Genomic DNA, 17,196 nt, shown 5'->3' on the forward strand with positions numbered 1-17,196 from the left:
GTACCTTTCAGACGTTGTGTTCTGAATTTGGCGAGCAAACTTGCGTCTGGTAAATCTTCGTCTGGATTTATGCCAACAAACCACATATAAGCAAGATTCAACGAGGTTTCCTCGATTACTTTTGTGTCGGATAGATTGTATAGATATTGCAAAATCAGAAGTTTTGCCATCATTTCTGGTTCCTTAGCTGGGCGACCAAGCTGCTCACTATAAGACCCTTCTAATAGCTTGTTTATAAAACTAAAATCGACTGCTTTATCTATATTTTTAAGCACATGATCATTTGGTATTTTACTATATAGAATGGAATATAAGCTTAATTGTTTTGATTTGGGTTTAAGCATGTTTATTCCCTGCTTTCTTGATTTATTATCCATCTATATTATACCATATTTGGATTATTATTGATATATATTGACTTTTTCAGTGGTTTCACCCCGTCCCCTTGACATAAGAAAAGCCTAGAAGCCGATGCTTCTAGGTTTATCTTTACCTGAACGGTTTTTACGCCATTTTTCTTTAGTTGCCGCTCTAGCGAGCCTTAAATAGAGGTTTCCCACGGGTTCCCCATCATCAATAAGTTATATCCAATTTCGGAACAATCGCCAGAAGAAGCTTGGAGGATTGATTTGTTCTGAATTTTGAAGAGGAATTTGCTGAACAGATTGACTAGACTGAACTTTTAAAGTTGCTATATTAGAGCCACTCGGAATCGGTAATTGAGTATCCTGAACGTCAACCGAGAGAGAAGCAGTCATACCAGGATATCCCCAAATTTGTACTGCCTTATCTGAATTCAAAACACTGTTACTATTCCACGGATCTATTATCTGTCCGTAACTATTTGCCGAAGAAGACAGTGGATATAATTTTATCTGTGAACGAGCCTGATCTAAAATTTGTGCATTTAGATCTAACGCGCTTTGCAAAGATTGAGCAGTCTTTTGACCAAGAACAGCTCCAATAATATAATGCTTATCAGCTCCAACACCTATAGGTGTTGCCGATACAAAGCAACCTCCAGCGGCTAAAGTAGATCCTGTCTTAATTCCCACAATTCCGTGCTGTCCAAGCATACTATCCACATTATAAATAGTACCAGCAGTTTGGAAGGTAGCTTGCGGCATGGAAACAATTTCACGGAAAATCGGGTCTTGCATGGCAACTTGCGCAATTTTAATTTGATCGACTGCGCTACTAACTGTCGCTTCGCTTACACCACTAACGTCCGCATAGTGAGTTGAAGTCATTCCAAGAGTTTGAGCCGTTTCATTCATTTTGGCAATAAACGCATCATCAGATCCAGCAACCCACCGTGCTAAAGCAGTTGCGATGTTGTCCGCTGAAGGAAGCAACAGAGCTTCCAAGAGTTGCTTCTCGGTTAATTGTTCGCCCTCTTTAACCTCCAGTACAGAGTAATCCAGCGCTAAGTCATTTTTGTAATTTGCAACATCTTCTGCTGTCATGGTTAAGGTAGGTCCAACTTCTCCAGGCTTTAAAGGATGAGCCTGTAATACTAAATAAGCCGTCATGATTTTTGTTACGCTAGCGATAGGAACAGGAGTTTGGTCTGGTGAAGAAGCAATTACGCCCAAGCTGTCAGTACCAACAGCGGATTCCCCTTGTTGTGGAAATGCGACGGCGAATTGGCCAGGTAAGCTAATAGTAGCGGTTGTCGGTTTCGCCTCAACTTTTGGGTGATTTCTAACAAAATGGAAAATACCTATAATGCAAATTAAGACAATAAGTAATATTAATATTCTGCTTGGAGAGAAAAGGGGATTATCGGAACTGAATGAAGATTGCTGCGATTTAGAAACCATAAACCAACCTCCTTAAAATAAATAGAAATACTTATTCACAACAATTTATTTTAGCATATATGTTGGTTTAAACCAACATAATCTATATCTAAAAATAAGTGAATTTTAGTTGTTTAGATATCGCAAGAAATGCGTGATTAGTTTGAACCGTGTCCAAACCAATCACCGAGACAATAAAAATAAAGTGAATTTTTTACTGGATTTTTGTTTAAACTTATGATAAGATATAAAACAATCAATTAAATATCTTGTGTACACAAGAAAATAATCACAAGGCCATGACAGGAACAGTAAGCACGATGGGATCTGCAGAAAGCCGGGTACGATGAAAACCGGTGTGAAAGTCGTAGTTGAACGCCCTCCTGGAGCCGTTGCACTGAACAATAGTAAGTGCGCACCGTTGTCCAGCGTTAATGGATTTAAGCGAGCTAGTGGCTAATTAAGGTGGTACCGCGGGATCAATTCTCGTCCTTTTAGGATGAGAATTGGTCCCTTTTATTTTTAAGCTTTTTTAATATAAAAGGAGGATAATTTCATGGAATGGTCAGAACGCATTTCCCCGTTAGTTGAACAAGTTGCTCCATCAGGACTACGCCAATTTTTCGATATTGTTTCCACAATGAAAGATGTCGTATCACTCGGTGTAGGTGAACCTGATTTTGCCACACCCAAACATATTATCACTGAATGCATCCACAGTCTGGAGCAAGGCAAAACAAATTACACCTCGAATTCCGGGTTACTTGAACTACGTCAGGAAATTGTCAAATATATTGCAAACAGCTATCATGTCTCCTATGATGTTGAAGAAGAAGTCCTCGTCACAGTCGGAGCCAGTGAGGCCCTTGACCTTGCTGTACGTGCCATCGTTGCACCTGGCGACGAAGTGCTCATTCCAGAGCCTTGCTATGTTTCCTATCAAGCCTGTGTACTCTTCGCCGGAGGAACAGTCGTACCTATCGCCACATCGCCTGAACGCGGCTTTCGTGTCACAGCTGATGAACTACGTGCGAAAATCACGCCGAAAACCAAGGCCATTATTCTAGGCTATCCCAATAATCCCACAGGCGCCATTATGTCCAGAGCTGAATTACAAGCTGTTGCCGATCTTGCTGCAGAATATGACTTGCTTGTCATTTCAGATGAACTTTACTCTGAACTGACCTTTGATGGCAAACATACCTGTTTTTCAGCACTTGATGGCATGAAAGACCGCACCATTATTCTCAACGGTTTTTCCAAATCACATGCCATGACGGGACTGCGCATTGGCTACGCCCTGGCTCATCCCGCCGTGATTGCAGCCATGATGAAGATTCACCAGTACACCATGCTATGCGCCCCCATTACTTCGCAAATTGCAGCCATTGAAGCCTTAAAAAATGGCCAAGGTGCCATGAAAAAAATGATGGAACAATATAATAAGCGTCGCAAAATCATGCTCAAAGGATTTCGTGACATGGGTTTGGATTGCTTTGAACCGCAGGGAGCCTTCTATATCTTCCCATCCATTAAGAAAACAGGGCTTTCTTCACAAGAATTTACTGAGCAACTGCTAAAGAAAGAAAAAGTTGCTGTCATCCCAGGCCATGCTTTTGGTGCCTGCGGCGAAGGATTTATTCGCTGTTCTTACTCCTATTCAGAAGAACACCTGCGAGAAGCCCTCCGGCGTATGGACCATTTTATCAACAGCCGCGCAGTAGCCGTTTAAAGTTAAATGAATTATGAGCTTTATCTTATGGAATAATCTGCTATAATTAAATAGACGACAAGCTACAACTTGTCGTCTAAAACTAAATAGGGAGGTTGGCATTAATGCAAATCAATGTAACCGGCGTCACGGTTTTGATTCCGCCTGATGCTCCCTGGTTAATGGCCTTGGCTTTTGCCTTTGCTATCTACTTGTGGACTAGAAGGTAGGATCATGCTGGCGTCGCAACCATGAATATTTGCAGCCAACCTACTCTATTTACTATATTATAGTCTATCCATACTTGTGTCAAGTCATTCACTTTTATAGTTATGTCAAAATTGGATTAACGTTTTCAGCAATAAAGTTTGCAACAACTAAGCAAAAGGAGTGTCCAAAATAGGATGAAAAATCCAATTTTGAGACAGCTCCTTTCTTGTTTTTCACTCAAATACGGATACAAGCTGGGCAAAAAGCTGTTTATTCTGCTGGATTTTTTCTTCACCACCCAATACGCAGATATAATTTTGCTTCATGCACTCATCCACAAGCGCCGCTAGCGAACGCACCTTTTCCTCTGTTGTCTCCAGTATTTCACGCCGCTCCTGTTCCATATCGTGCTGTGTAATATGCTGAAGATAATTTTCAGCCGCCCGCTCTCCTTTCATGGATGCAGTGAGAGGACTATCAATCCCGCTCATGGTACCAATAATGTACTTCGTCATTTCGCGTTCAGTAACCTTAAACGCTGCAATATACTGTGCTGCTTCATCATATACATGGACGGTCTCAGCTAAATTCGGATCACGATAGGACCCATAAACCATATTGCCATTGCGCTCAAACTGCACAAAAGCGCCATAAGCCCCGCCCTGCACACGAATACGATTCCACAAATAATCATAACGCATGATGGTCTCAAGGACACGCATACTGCCCTGATACTCAAAATTAAGACGCCTGAAATTATACCCTTTAGCAGCATATTGCACCTTAGCAGATGTCATTAAGCCTTCATTTTTGGCACCAAAGCAAAACTCGTAACTTTCAGGTAAAGCCTGAGCCGTATGAAGTTTCTTACACAAACGAGGCAGACTGTCTGTAAAAGCCTTATAGTCGGCTTCATCCGTCGTCAAACTAATAAGCATGCCTTCACGAGTAAAAATCAGTTCAGCCACTTGATGCAAATTAGCCTGAATCTCAGCAAATTTTTCATCAAAATGCTCTTCAAGATCGGCCACGAAATGATAAAAAGACAGGTAACCGATTTCACGGAATTTCGATACAGGCGAGACATAAGATAAGACACGGCTAGAAGAAATAATCTGCCCTTTTTCCAAAATAATCGCGGCAAATTTCGACTTTAATTCGGCAATTAATTCCTTAAGTCGCTTTTTATCATCAAAACGACTGTGTCCTAAGATTTCACCAAGAAGTCCTAAAAGTTCTGGCAATTTAGCCACGAGAGCTTTTGACTTAACTTTAAACTTCGGATAAAAAATTGTATCGTCATCTTTTTCCGAATAAGCGACAGAAGCCGAACTAATACCCCCTGTATGAATATTAATTTCATTCGATAATTCGCTATAAGTATACTTCTCCGTATCGACTTGGCCTAACACACCATCAAGCAAGAACAAATACGGTAGTAACGATTGCTTTACAACAGCACTATCAAAATAGAGGTTGACATAGGCAATGCGATTCGTAAATAGCGGATGGAACAACAGCTTCGTTGCACCGATTTTCTTCTCAACGAGGGGCAACTCTTCTGTTTTTCTGGAAATATCCTTTAATGAAAGAAGCGGAATTGTCGCAAGTTTCTCGGGTGTATCCGGTGTTGTCTGACGCTTTTTCAAACTCTCTGTCTGCTTTACAATACCCTCTATTTCCTCGGTTGTCAGGGTTTTCTTGTACTCAGCCAATTTTGCAGCCAATTCTTTGCTCTTCGCTTCAGCCAAACCTTGTTCCGGTTTGACAACAACAACAGCCTGATGCTTATTTTGGAGAAGTTTCTGTTCAATCAATTCTTCAAAATAGCGACTTGTTAAGGCCGTTTTGACCTTCCCTAATGCCCCTTCATAAGCTAAATGAAGAAGCGGACTTTCATCATAAAGCCAGCTATCCATGCACTTAATATTATAAATTAAGCCTTTAGGATAATTACCAAAATTAGCTTCGCGCAACTGGAATTCATGAATATTAACCGAAGCCTCGACTAATTTCTTATCAAGCCCCTCTGTACAAAGCCGCTGAAGCGTCTCATAAACCACCTTTAAAAATTCAGCTTTTTTGTCTTCATTGGCACCGCGCACCCCCACAGTCAACACGGGCTGCAAAATGCTCTGGTTAAACTGACCAAAGACATCCTTACCAATTCCGGCTTCAAGTAAAGCTTTTTTTAGCGGGGCTGCGGGTGTACCTAACAACAAATGTTCTAAAATTTCAAAAGCAAGTGTTGTCTCAGGATCAGTCGCTTCACCCACAACAAAATTTAAACTAAGAAACGTTTTATCTTGAGGTTTCTCATTGACCGAGATGGGATAAGAATAGGTGTGTTCCAGCGTTTTATCAAACGACTTTTGGCGAACAATCGCCGAATCCACTTCGATACGATCAAAGTGGCTCAAGTATTCTTCATCAATAAACTTCAGTTCTTCAGCAATATTGAGATTGCCATAAAGAAAAATATAGCTATTCGCTGGATGATAGTATTTCTTGTGAAAGGTGACAAATTCTTCTTGCGTTAAATTGGGGATAAACTCAGGATCACCGCCTGATTCCACGCCATAGGGAGATTCAGGAAAGAGCGTTTCTTGAATCTTACGCTCTAAAACGGCGTCAGGCGAAGAAAAGACTCCCTTCATTTCATTATAAACAACGCCTTTGTAAGAAAGTTCGGCTTGCGCATTTTCCAGTTCGTAGTGCCAGCCTTCCTGCATCATAATTTCGGGCACCTGCTCAATATTGGGATAGAAAACAGCATCTAAGTAGACATCCATTAAGTTGCGAAAATCCTTGTCATTACGGCTAGCGACAGGATACATCGTTTTATCAGGAAAGGTCATGGCATTTAGAAAGGTATTGAGTGAGCCTTTGACAAGCTCAACAAAGGGTTCCCTGACAGGAAACTTGCGGGAACCGCATAATACGGAATGTTCCAAAATATGGGGCACCCCCGTACTATCTGTCGGCGGTGTTCGAAAGCTGATCGAAAAAACCTTATTGTCATCATCTGTTTGCAAAAAGAACAGCCTGGCACCCGATTTTACATGACGATAAATTTTTGCCAAACAATTGATTTCCGATACTTTTTTTTCACTGAGAAGTTCAAAACCATGGAGAAGATTTTCGTGAATCGACATAAGTTAATTAACCTCTTTCTCTTGAAAGATTTGCGGAGCATAACATTACATCTTATTCATATGCAATGTTCCTTATTCCTATTCGTGTTTTTGGCGAAATCTTCCTGCGTTATAACGAGATAAAAATGAAGCTGCGAAAAAATCCACAGCTTCATAGACTATTTTCCGATTCAATTTATTTTTGAAATGCCTTGGCGGCAATATCTGTACGGTAGTGACAATCTTTAAAATGAATCTTCGGGACTTCTTGATAAACCTTATTTACAGCCTGTTTCAAATTCGCTGCCTGACTCGTCACGCCAAGGACTCGGCCGCCTGCTGTCACAAGCTTATCACCCTGCTTGGCTGTGCCAGCATGAAAAACATAGGTTTCAGGAAGCAGATCATCGAGTCCGGTAATTTCCAGTCCCTGTTCATAACTGCCAGGATAACCGCCAGAGGCCAAAACCACGCATACACAGGCACCGTTGTTCCACTCAACATCAAGCTCTTGAAGAGTACCCTCAATGCAATGTTCCATGACAGTAATAAAGTCAGTTTTTAACAGAGGTAAGACAACTTGTGTCTCAGGATCGCCGAATCTTGCATTAAACTCAATCACTTTAGGACCTTGCTCGGTAATCATGAGACCCGCATAAAGACAACCTGAATAGAGTCGTCCTTCAGCGCGCATAGCGTCAATAGTAGGTTGCAAAACATGCTGCGTAATCCACTGCATACGCTCTGTTGTCACAACAGGAGCTGGAGCATACGTCCCCATGCCGCCTGTATTGGGACCCTCATCACCGTCAAAAACCCGCTTATGGTCTTGCGATGCAACCATGGGTTGAATGGTGTAGCCGTCAGTAAAGGCCAGAACCGATGCTTCTTGACCGACAAGACATTCTTCAATGACCACGCGTGAACCTGCATCACCGAAAGCCGCGTCAGCCAGCATGGAATCCACAGCCTGACAAGCCTCTACAATAGTCTGAGCCACAACAACGCCCTTACCTGCTGCAAGTCCATCCGCCTTAATAACAATGGGCGCGCCTTGACACTCAATATACTTTTTCGCAGCCGCAGCATCTGTGAAGACTTCATAATTCGCTGTTGGAATAGCATATTTCTTCATCAATTCTTTCGCATACGTCTTCGACGACTCAAGCTCAGCTGCCGCACGAGTCGGGCCAAATATCTTCAGTCCCTGTTTTTGAAATGCATCAACAACACCTGCTGCCAAACAAACCTCAGGCCCCACGACAGTGAGGTCAATCGCATGCTCCATGGCAAACTGACATAGAATTGCCGGATTAGACGAATCAAGCGAAATGCATTCCGCCAAAGCGGCAATACCGGGATTGCCTGGAATACAGTAAATTTTCGTCGTCTTGCTGCTGTTATGAATAGCAGTCACAAAAGCATGCTCTCTGCCACCGCCACCAATTACGAGAATGCGCACATCATCACTCCTAACCGATTATTAATGTTTAAAATGCCGAATGCCTGTAAATACCATGGCAATACCATGTTCATTTGCCGCATCAATACATTCTTGGTCCCGTATCGATCCGCCTGGTTGAATAATCGCCGTAATCCCTGCTTTCGCTGCCGTATCAATGGAATCACGGAACGGGAAAAAGGCATCAGATGACAACACAGCACCCTGACTTTTTTCAGCCGCCTGCTTTAAGGCAATCTCTGCTGATCCCACACGATTCATCTGTCCAGCCCCGACTCCGTAGGTCTGAGAATTGCCTGCCACAACAATAGCATTCGATTTGACATGCTTTACAACCTTCCAGGCAAAAAGCAATTGTTCCCATTCGGCTTCAGTTGGAATCTTATTTGTAGCCACTGTCATACTTGCACGACTTTCGACCTTACGGTCGGCTTGCTGTACAAGCAATCCGCCTGAAACCTTCTTTTTGTCAAAAGCTTGATTAACTTCATCTAATAGCGGTGCCGTTAAGAGACGAAGATTCTTCTTTTTCGTTAAAATAGCCAGCGCTTCTTCATCAAAAGCAGGTGCAATGACTGCTTCCATAAAAGTATGACTAATTTCCTCTGCTGTAGCTTGATCGACGGAGCGGTTTAAAGCAATAATTCCGCCATAAGCTGAAACAGGATCAGACGAAAAGGCTTTTTTATAAGCCTCGCTCAAAGTAGCGCCGATACCTGTTCCACAAGGGTTGGTATGTTTAATAATGGCTGCAGCCGGTTCTTCAAAATCGCTGGCAAGTCCGTAGGCAGCTTCAATATCCACAATATTGTTAAATGATAATTCTTTACCATGAAGCTGCTTGGCTGATGCAATGCCTGTTGTACTAAACTGTTCCTTATAGAAAGCCGCCGTTTGGTGCGGATTTTCTCCATAGCGCAGATCCTGAATTTTCTCATAGCCAGGATGAATCGTCACAGGGAAAGAACCTTCACCAAGCTGAACCGCTAAATATTCCGTAATACAAGAATCATAAGCTGCCGTATGACTATAAGCTTCACGAGCCAAGGTCATGCGCGTCTGATCCGTAATTTCACCCTGCTCCGTCATTTCCGCTAGTACCTGATCATAACGAGCTGGATTGACAACAACGCCAACGAAGCGAAAATTTTTCGCTGCCGATCGAATCATGGCCGGACCGCCAATATCGATATTTTCAATGGCTTCAGCAAGTGTCACATCGGATTTGGCAATGGTCTGACGAAACGGATAAAGATTGACTACAACAAGATCAATTCCCGAAATGCCATGCTCTTTCATAGCCTTTTGATGGTTTTCATCATCTCGCACAGCCAAAATACCACCATGAATAAAAGGATGAAGCGTTTTTACCCGGCCATCCATCATTTCCGGGAAATGAGTCACATCACTAATATAAGTAACAGGAATATCTGCATCCTGTAGAGTTTTCATCGTTCCACCTGTGGAAATAATACGAACACCTAATTCATGAAGCTTACGGGCAAAATCAACAATACCCGTTTTATCTGATACGCTAAGCAACGCTTGTTTGACTTTCATCATACTGTCCTTCCTTCATCTTCTGTCTTTGACCAGACGCCGGACCATTGGATCGAGTCGGCAAGTAAACTATAGCCAGCGCAATCAATGACCACTCTGCGTCCTTCAACTGTAATACAGTCCTGGGCAAATAAAGCCAGCACTGCCGGATACAGTCGATGTTCCATAACCAAAATCCGCTCAGCCAAAGTATCTTCTGTATCATCACTATAGACAGGTACAGGAACCTGTAAAATAATCGGGCCTGAATCCATGCCTTTATCAACAAGATGGACGGTACAACCAGAAACTTTCACTCCATAATCAAGGGCCTGCTGCTGCGGGTGAAGTCCTGGAAAGCTTGGCAACAGGGAAGGGTGAATATTCAAAACCTTGCCAGCAAATTGATCAATAAAATCACTGCCAAGGATGCGCATAAAGCCGGCAAGAACAACAAAATTGACGCCAAATTCTTGTAATTTAGCAATCATAGCCTGTTCAAAAGCCTGCTTTGATGCATAATCGGATCGCACAACAGCATAACAAGGAATATCCCCTGTAAGACCAAGCACTTTGGCATCTGATTGATCACTAATGACTACGGCAATCTTCGCTTTGAGCTTGCCTTCTTGAATAGCTTCTTTAATCGCTAAAAAATTGCTGCCACGTCCCGAGGCTAAAATACCGAGTACTAAATCAGACATGAAAGGGGCCTCCCGTAAGAACTGCCTTTCCATCTCCTTCTGTCACTTCACCGATACGGTAAGCGGCTTGTTTTTTATCAGCTAAATATTGAATGAGTGAATCGGCTTCTTCCTGCGGCACAACAAGGACCATACCAATACCCATGTTAAAAGTCCGATACATTTCTTTGGCATCCACATTTCCCCACTTCTGGAGCAATTCGAAGATTTTCGGCTGAGGCCACGCATTGACATCAACATGAACACTCGTACCTTCCGGCAACACACGGGGAATATTTTCATAGAAACCGCCGCCTGTAATATGCACCATCCCCCGAATGGTAAACTGATTCAATAAAGGCAAGCAAATCTTGGGATACAAAACGGTAGGTGTTAATAATTCCTCACCAATCGTCTTGCCAAGCTCGGGTATAAATTCATCTGGTTTAAGCTGCTGAACATCAAAACAGATTTTACGCACAAGCGAATAGCCATTAGAATGAAGTCCGCTTGAGGGCAGACCAATCAAAACATCACCCGGCGTAATGGTTTTACCAGTAATAAGCTTTTTCTTGTCCACAATTCCTACGGCAAAACCAGCGATATCATATTCTCCATCTGAGTAAAAGCCAGCCATTTCAGCTGTCTCCCCGCCAATAAGAGCACAGCCGGATGCCGTGCAAGCCTGCGCCACACCACTGACAATGGAGGCTACCTTCTCGGGCTTTAGTGCACCAACAGCCAAATAATCAAGGAAAAACAGCGGTTCGGCTCCTTGCACAAGAATGTCATTCACACACATAGCCACGGCATCTTGCCCAATCGTATCATGCTTATCAAGCATAAAAGCCAGCTTTAGTTTCGTTCCGACACCATCTGTGCCTGATACTAGAATAGGCTCTTCATAACGGCCACTTAAGGCAAAGAGACCGCCAAATCCGCCAATATCGCCGAGTACTTCGTCACGATAGGTGGCACGCACATGCTGCTTCATCAGTTCAACAGCACGATTGCCAGCATCAATATCAACGCCTGAGTCCCGGTAAGTCACAGATTTAGTGTTGTTCGAAGACATATTTATTCCCTCCGCAATCTTCATCATTTGGTGTACAGCCGGGATATCTTCCCGTAAAACAAGCATAGCACATATCCTTCGATGGTACTCCCTTGATGGCTTGACACAATCCTTCGGCTGACAAGTAATGGAGCGAATCTGCACCGATAAATTGACGAATTTCTTCCACGCTCTTCGTTGACGCAATCAGTTCTTTCCGTACGGATGTATCAATCCCATAAAAACAAGGATCTGTAATCGGCGGTGAACTTACGCACATATGAATGGCAGTTGCACCCGCTTCTTTTAAAAGGTGAACAATTTTTCCGCTTGTTGTACCGCGAACAATAGAATCATCTACCATAATAAGCGATTTGCCTTTCACGACAGACCGAATGGCATTAAGTTTCATTTTTACGCTTTTTTCACGTTTCTTTTGTTCCGGCTGAATAAAAGTACGGCCAATATAGCGATTTTTAATCAGGCCCTCAGCAAAAGGAATACCTGATTCACTGGAATAGCCTAAAGCAGCCGTTGTCCCTGAGTCAGGCACAGAAATAACCAAATCCGCTTTAAACTTGCTTTCCCTCGCAAGCTGCCGTCCCATAGCAAGACGCGCCTGATACACACTTTGCCCGTCCATCCTACTGTCTGATCTGGCAAAATAAATATATTCAAAGACACACAAAGCCTTAGGAGCCTTCTTCGTTAAAAAATGTGAAGTAACGCCGTTATCATCAATAACAACCATTTCACCTGGTTCAATATCGCGGATAAATTCGGCACCCACCGTGTCCAGTGCGCAAGATTCTGAAGCAATAACATAGCCATTAAGCAGTTTTCCTAAACATAAGGGACGAAATCCCTGAGGATCTCGCACACCAATCAGCTTATCCTTTGTCATAATGACAAGGCAATAAGCCCCTTCGATTTTAGCCAGACTTTCTTTAATCTGCTCTTCCACGCAAGATTGACCTGAGCGGGCAATCAGATTGACAATGACTTCACTGTCCATGGTTGTCTGAAAGACGCTGCCGGCAGCTTCTAATTGCTTTCGAATTTTTAAGGCATTCGTCAAATTCCCATTATGAGCCAAACTAATTTGTCCGCCAGCATAGCTGACAAGAAGCGGCTGAGTATTGACAGGCAAACTAGAGCCTGTTGTGGAATAACGCACATGACCAATGGATAGGTGCCCCTGCTGACTTGGCACACCATCACGAAAAACATGGCTAACAAGTCCCATTCCCTTTTTAACATCCATCACTTTTCCATCGCTCACTGTAATGCCTGCGCTTTCCTGTCCACGATGCTGCAATGAAAACAAACCGTTATAAGTCGTAATAGCCACAGCGGGATCTTGCCGGGAAAAAACACCAAATACGCCACATTCCTCATGCAGTTTATCACTGGTTATGTCAAATATCATAAGGGACCTCCTTTTCCTGTGGAAAAATCATAAAACTTCGCCTGTTAAACGTTTCAGCACTTCTTTGTAGGCATCTTCAACATTGCCCAAGTCACGACGGAAACGGTCTTTATCCAGTTTCTGGCTTGTCACAGTATCCCATAACCGGCACGTATCTGGTGAAATTTCATCGCCCAACAGCACTTGACCTTTATGCGTACCAAACTCCAGCTTAAAATCAATGAGTTCAATGTTTTTCGTTTTTAAATAAGCCGTCAGAATCTCGTTAATTTTAAGGGCCGAATCTTTTAAATTCTGAACCTGCTCGGGTGTAGCCAGCCCCATGGCAGCAATATGAGAATCATTAATAAGCGGATCACCAAGGGCATCATCTTTATAGTACAATTCCACAACAGGCGAAGGCATTTTTCGGCCCTCTTCCCAGCCGATTCTTTTCGCTAAACTGCCTGCTGCAATATTGCGTACAACCACTTCGAGCGGCAAAATAGCCAATTTTTTTACAAGCATTTCTCTATCACTCACTTGTTTAATAAAGTGGTGATGAATCCCTGCTTGTCCCAGCATTTCAAAGAAAAAAGAAGAAATTTTATTGTTGAGTACGCCTTTATTAACAATAGTACCCTTCTTTTCGCCATTAAATGCAGTGGCATCATCTTTAAAATAAACGAGCAATTCGTCGGGATTCTCTGTTGCAAAAACCTGTTTCGCTTTTCCTTCATACAATGGTTTCGTCATGTTAATTTCCCCCTAATAAATTTTGTATTTTTTCATTTTTTTGTTCTACTTGCTTAGCCATGGTTTGGCGATGAGCAGTTAATTTAGCGGCCACATCGCTCTGACTCACAGCAAGAATCTGCGCTGCAAAAAGAGCTGCATTCTTGGCACCATTAATAGCCATCGTTGCTACAGGAATGCCAGACGGCATCTGTACCATACTTAACAGCGAATCAAGTCCGCCAAGCGATACTTCAATTGGGACAGCAACGACAGGTAATGTTGTAAAGCTTGCTACAACGCCTCCCAAATGAGCGGCTGCACCAGCGGCTGCAATAATAACAGCAATGCCACGGCTTTTCGCCCCTTCAGCAAAGGCTTTCACCTTGTCTGGTGTGCGATGGGCCGAAGCAACAACAACTTCAGCTTCAATACCAAATTCAGTCAAACAGTCAAATGCCGGCTTGACTTTGGGCCAATCAGAATCACTACCCATAATAATCGCTACTTTCATAGGATTTCCTCCTTCTTCCTTATCATTCTTTGAATTGAAAACCCAGACAGTCAGGAAAATCCCTTCTATCTGGGTCAGATATTGTTCAGTTATGCTCGGACTGACTATTCATTTAAGAATATGTACCGGGCGATAACAAGCAGACCTAAAACATAAACAATCCAGTGCACTTCTTTCGGACGACCCGTAATAATCTTTAGCAATGGGTAAAAAACCAGCCCCGCCGAAATACCATTAGCAATGCTATAAGTTAAAGGCATGAGCGCAATGGTGAAAAATGCCGGAAGAGCTTCCGTAAAATCACTGAAATCAATCTTTTTTACGCCTTCCATCATCAGCGCACCCACGATAATTAAAGCTGGAGCCGTCGCCGCATCAGGAATAAGTCCGACAAGGGGCGTAAAGAAAAGAGCCAAAATGAACAAAACACCGCAAGTAACAGCTGTTAAACCAGACCGGCCACCTGCACCTACACCAGCAGCACTCTCAACAAAAGCCGTAATGGTACTTGTACCAAGCAATGCGCCCAAACTAACACCTGTAGCGTCAACCATCATGGCCTTACCAATACCAGGAAATTTGCCGTCTTTATCAACTAAACCAGCCTTTGTCGCCGTACCGACTAAAGTACCCATGGTATCAAATAATTCAACAAACGTAAAGGTAAAGATAATGGTCATAAGACCCATATTAATAGCGCCTGGAATATCCAAGGCAAAAAAAGCATTGTGGCTTAAATCAGGAAAAGCCACTGGACTAAAACCAGCCGGTACCTTTACAACTCCCATTATAATTCCCACAATTGTTGTTGTAAAAATACCAATCAGCATCGATCCCTTGACCTGTCTCGCCATAAGTACAGCCATAAAAATAATACCAAAAACAGCCAATAGCACATCTTTATCTGCCAATTTTCCCATTTCAATAATCGTTTCAAAATACTGTGGCGTACCATTACCATGGCCTGCAACAATTTTTTCGAGTGTCGGTGGAATCAGCGATAAGCGAATACTCATGAGTCCCGATATTTTAAGACCAATCACCGTAATAAAGAGACCGATACCAACAGTAATGGCATACTTTAATGACATCGGCATACCTTCAACAAGTAATTGCCTGATGTGCGTCACTGTTAATAAAATAAATATAATACCAGAAATGAAAACGGCACCCAAAGCTACTTGCCACGTAACCCCCATACCAATAACAACCGTAAAAGCATAAAAAGCATTAAGGCCCATACCAGGTGCTAACGCAATAGGATAATTGACAAACAGACCCATCATGATGGTGACAATACCGGCGCCAAGGGCAGTTGCAAGTAAAACGGACGCCTTGTCCATGCCTGCAGCACCTAATACGCTTGGATTGACAAACAAAATATACGCCATTGTCATAAATGTCGTCATGCCTGCCATCATTTCCGTTTTGACATCCGTCTTACGCTCAGCAAGCGCAAAAAGTTTTTCTAACATTCCTTTCTCCCCTTCGTTTGAAATTTAGTCCGTTTCCCTTAAAAACATCCCCAATGAACAAATGAAACATTCATGACAAATAAAAATACCTGGACAGGAATTTTGCGTTAAGAGCGAAATTTCCCATCCAGGCGGTCTGTTTTAACTAGACTTCACCTGCCATAAAGACAACGTTGTCTAGCGGAACACTGAACGATTTCACCCGTAGTCAGGCAATTTACGGTTACCTGGTAGAAACTTTTGAGCCATATTCTCAACTTTATACGAGTTTTATTTGTTTATGAGTTTATTGTACCAGCAATAAACTCGCAGTGTCAATACAAAAAAGTGAACCTTTTGCTATTTTTCTACTATAATGTTCGTGTTTTCGTTTATTTCTTGAAATTTAACTTGGTTCCGTCCCTGCTGTTTCGCCAAATAAAGCTGCTTATCAGCCAAAGCAATGACTTCAGCAGGTAACAAGATACACTTTGATGCCACTGTCACAACACCACAGCTGACTGTAACAACAGACGCTACAGGTGAAGCTTCATGAACAAACTTGGCTTGCTCAATCTCATAACGCATCGTCTCAGCAAGTTTTACAGCCTTTTCGCCAGTACAGTCAGGCAATATAACCGCAAATTCTTCGCCCCCATAACGTGCAGCAAGTTGCGGTATCACAGTGAAAGTTTGAATAAGATGCGCAACTTTTTGCAAACACCAATCGCCTTGTTGATGTCCATACGTGTCGTTATAGGCTTTAAAACAATCAATATCAATCATGACGAAGGACAGAAACTGTCCTAACTTTGGATAATGCTCACACTGAGCAACAAGTACTTCATCAAAACGTCGTCGATTCGCAATACCCGTAAGCCCATCAAGTTCTGTAAGCTGCCGCAGCTTATTATTTGACTGAGTTAACTTGGCTGTTACATGCCGTAAAACCTTTTCACGGTCTTTGCGGCAATCTGTCTCCGTTTTGAGTTTGAGTGCCGAACGCACACGCGCTAATAATTCGATTTGTTTGAGCGGCTTTGTCATATAATCTGTTGCACCACAAGAAAAAGCTAAATCAAGCTGATGCAAACCTGTTTCTACTGTCACCATGAGTACAGGCACATCCCGATAAACGGGATGTGCTTTCAGTGTCTTAAGTGCAGCAATTCCGTCTGTCTGAGGCATCAGAATATCCATGATTATTAAATCTGAACGTTCTGCCCCAGAGCGCTCCTCCAAATTAAGGAGTTCATAACATTCCAGCGCACTTCCTGCCTGCATAATATGGGTATAACCAGCGGCACGTAAATAAGTCTCAATCAACAGCCGACTCTCTGGCGAATCATCGACAATCATAATACAAGCAGCCTTATTCTCTTTCATACTCCTTCCTCCCACAAAAAAGCAAAAACCTACTTACCATAAAGTATGATGAAACAAACAACTTTGCCCATAAAAAAACTGTTACGACCAAAAAAAGTCGTAAC

General features: G+C 42.7%; 13 protein-coding genes, 1 riboswitch and 1 other annotated feature. Of the genes, 1 reads left to right on the forward strand and 12 read right to left on the reverse strand.

Translation table 11 applies throughout. From position 1 onward, the window contains the following. Positions 1–344 (reverse strand): transposase (locus Ga0466249_RS19375; RefSeq protein ID WP_215831137.1); only part of this gene is annotated, 344 nt, incomplete at its 3' end. A gap of 237 nt (positions 345–581) precedes the next feature. After that, positions 582–1,823 (reverse strand): D-alanyl-D-alanine carboxypeptidase family protein, encoded by a 1,242-nt coding sequence (locus Ga0466249_RS19380; protein ID WP_215831138.1) that lies wholly within the window; start codon positions 1,821–1,823, stop codon positions 582–584. A 269-nt stretch (positions 1,824–2,092) separates the two neighbouring features. Continuing rightward, positions 2,093–2,299 (forward strand) — a binding site (T-box leader). 59 nt (positions 2,300–2,358) lie between these two features. On the opposite strand from Ga0466249_RS19380, the gene Ga0466249_RS19385 reads away from it, so the two are divergent. Next, the gene (locus Ga0466249_RS19385) at positions 2,359–3,534 is read left to right on the forward strand and encodes an aminotransferase class I/II-fold pyridoxal phosphate-dependent enzyme (RefSeq protein ID WP_215831139.1); all 1,176 of its coding nucleotides are present in this window, start codon (positions 2,359–2,361) and stop codon (positions 3,532–3,534) included. A gap of 422 nt (positions 3,535–3,956) precedes the next feature. Here Ga0466249_RS19385 and Ga0466249_RS19390 read toward each other — a convergent pair whose 3' ends face one another. From Ga0466249_RS19390 to Ga0466249_RS19435, 10 genes are all read right to left on the reverse strand, one after another. Beyond that, complete coding sequence (locus Ga0466249_RS19390; protein WP_215831140.1) at positions 3,957–6,878, reverse strand: insulinase family protein; 2,922 nt, start codon at positions 6,876–6,878, stop codon at positions 3,957–3,959. Positions 6,879–7,053: 175 nt separating this feature from the next. Continuing rightward, positions 7,054–8,319 (reverse strand): phosphoribosylamine--glycine ligase, encoded by a 1,266-nt coding sequence (gene purD, locus Ga0466249_RS19395; protein ID WP_215831141.1) that lies wholly within the window; start codon positions 8,317–8,319, stop codon positions 7,054–7,056. Positions 8,320–8,340: 21 nt separating this feature from the next. Continuing rightward, positions 8,341–9,879: a bifunctional phosphoribosylaminoimidazolecarboxamide formyltransferase/IMP cyclohydrolase gene (gene purH / locus Ga0466249_RS19400; RefSeq protein WP_215831217.1), complete on the reverse strand. Its 1,539-nt coding sequence runs from the start codon at positions 9,877–9,879 to the stop codon at positions 8,341–8,343. Then, positions 9,879–10,562 (reverse strand): phosphoribosylglycinamide formyltransferase, encoded by a 684-nt coding sequence (gene purN / locus Ga0466249_RS19405; RefSeq protein WP_215831142.1) that lies wholly within the window; start codon positions 10,560–10,562, stop codon positions 9,879–9,881. The genes purH and purN overlap by 1 nt, the downstream gene beginning before the upstream one ends. Next, on the reverse strand, positions 10,555–11,616 hold the full coding sequence (purM, locus tag Ga0466249_RS19410) for a phosphoribosylformylglycinamidine cyclo-ligase (RefSeq protein WP_215831143.1): 1,062 nt from the start codon (positions 11,614–11,616) through the stop codon (positions 10,555–10,557). The genes purN and purM overlap by 8 nt, the downstream gene beginning before the upstream one ends. Then, the gene (gene purF, locus Ga0466249_RS19415) at positions 11,597–13,024 is read right to left on the reverse strand and encodes an amidophosphoribosyltransferase (RefSeq protein WP_215831144.1); all 1,428 of its coding nucleotides are present in this window, start codon (positions 13,022–13,024) and stop codon (positions 11,597–11,599) included. Before purF ends, purM begins: the two co-directional genes overlap by 20 nt. 27 nt (positions 13,025–13,051) lie before the next feature. Then, a complete protein-coding gene (gene purC / locus Ga0466249_RS19420; protein WP_246588901.1) occupies positions 13,052–13,759 on the reverse strand; it encodes a phosphoribosylaminoimidazolesuccinocarboxamide synthase in 708 nt (235 codons plus the stop codon). A gap of 1 nt (position 13,760) precedes the next feature. After that, positions 13,761–14,252 (reverse strand): 5-(carboxyamino)imidazole ribonucleotide mutase, encoded by a 492-nt coding sequence (gene purE / locus Ga0466249_RS19425; RefSeq protein ID WP_215831145.1) that lies wholly within the window; start codon positions 14,250–14,252, stop codon positions 13,761–13,763. A 104-nt stretch (positions 14,253–14,356) separates the two neighbouring features. Then, positions 14,357–15,727, reverse strand: coding sequence for an NCS2 family permease (locus Ga0466249_RS19430; RefSeq protein ID WP_215831146.1), 1,371 nt, complete (start codon positions 15,725–15,727; stop codon positions 14,357–14,359). Between the two features lie 185 nt (positions 15,728–15,912). Further along, a riboswitch (purine riboswitch) is annotated at positions 15,913–16,014 on the reverse strand. Between the two features lie 52 nt (positions 16,015–16,066). Then, positions 16,067–17,092, reverse strand: a complete 1,026-nt coding sequence (locus Ga0466249_RS19435; protein WP_215831147.1) for a GGDEF domain-containing response regulator — start codon at positions 17,090–17,092, stop codon at positions 16,067–16,069. Between the last annotated feature and the right edge of the window lie 104 nt (positions 17,093–17,196).

It is taken from the genome of Pelorhabdus rhamnosifermentans, from assembly GCF_018835585.1.
Taxonomy (GTDB): Bacteria; Bacillota; Negativicutes; order UMGS1260; family UMGS1260; genus Pelorhabdus; species Pelorhabdus rhamnosifermentans.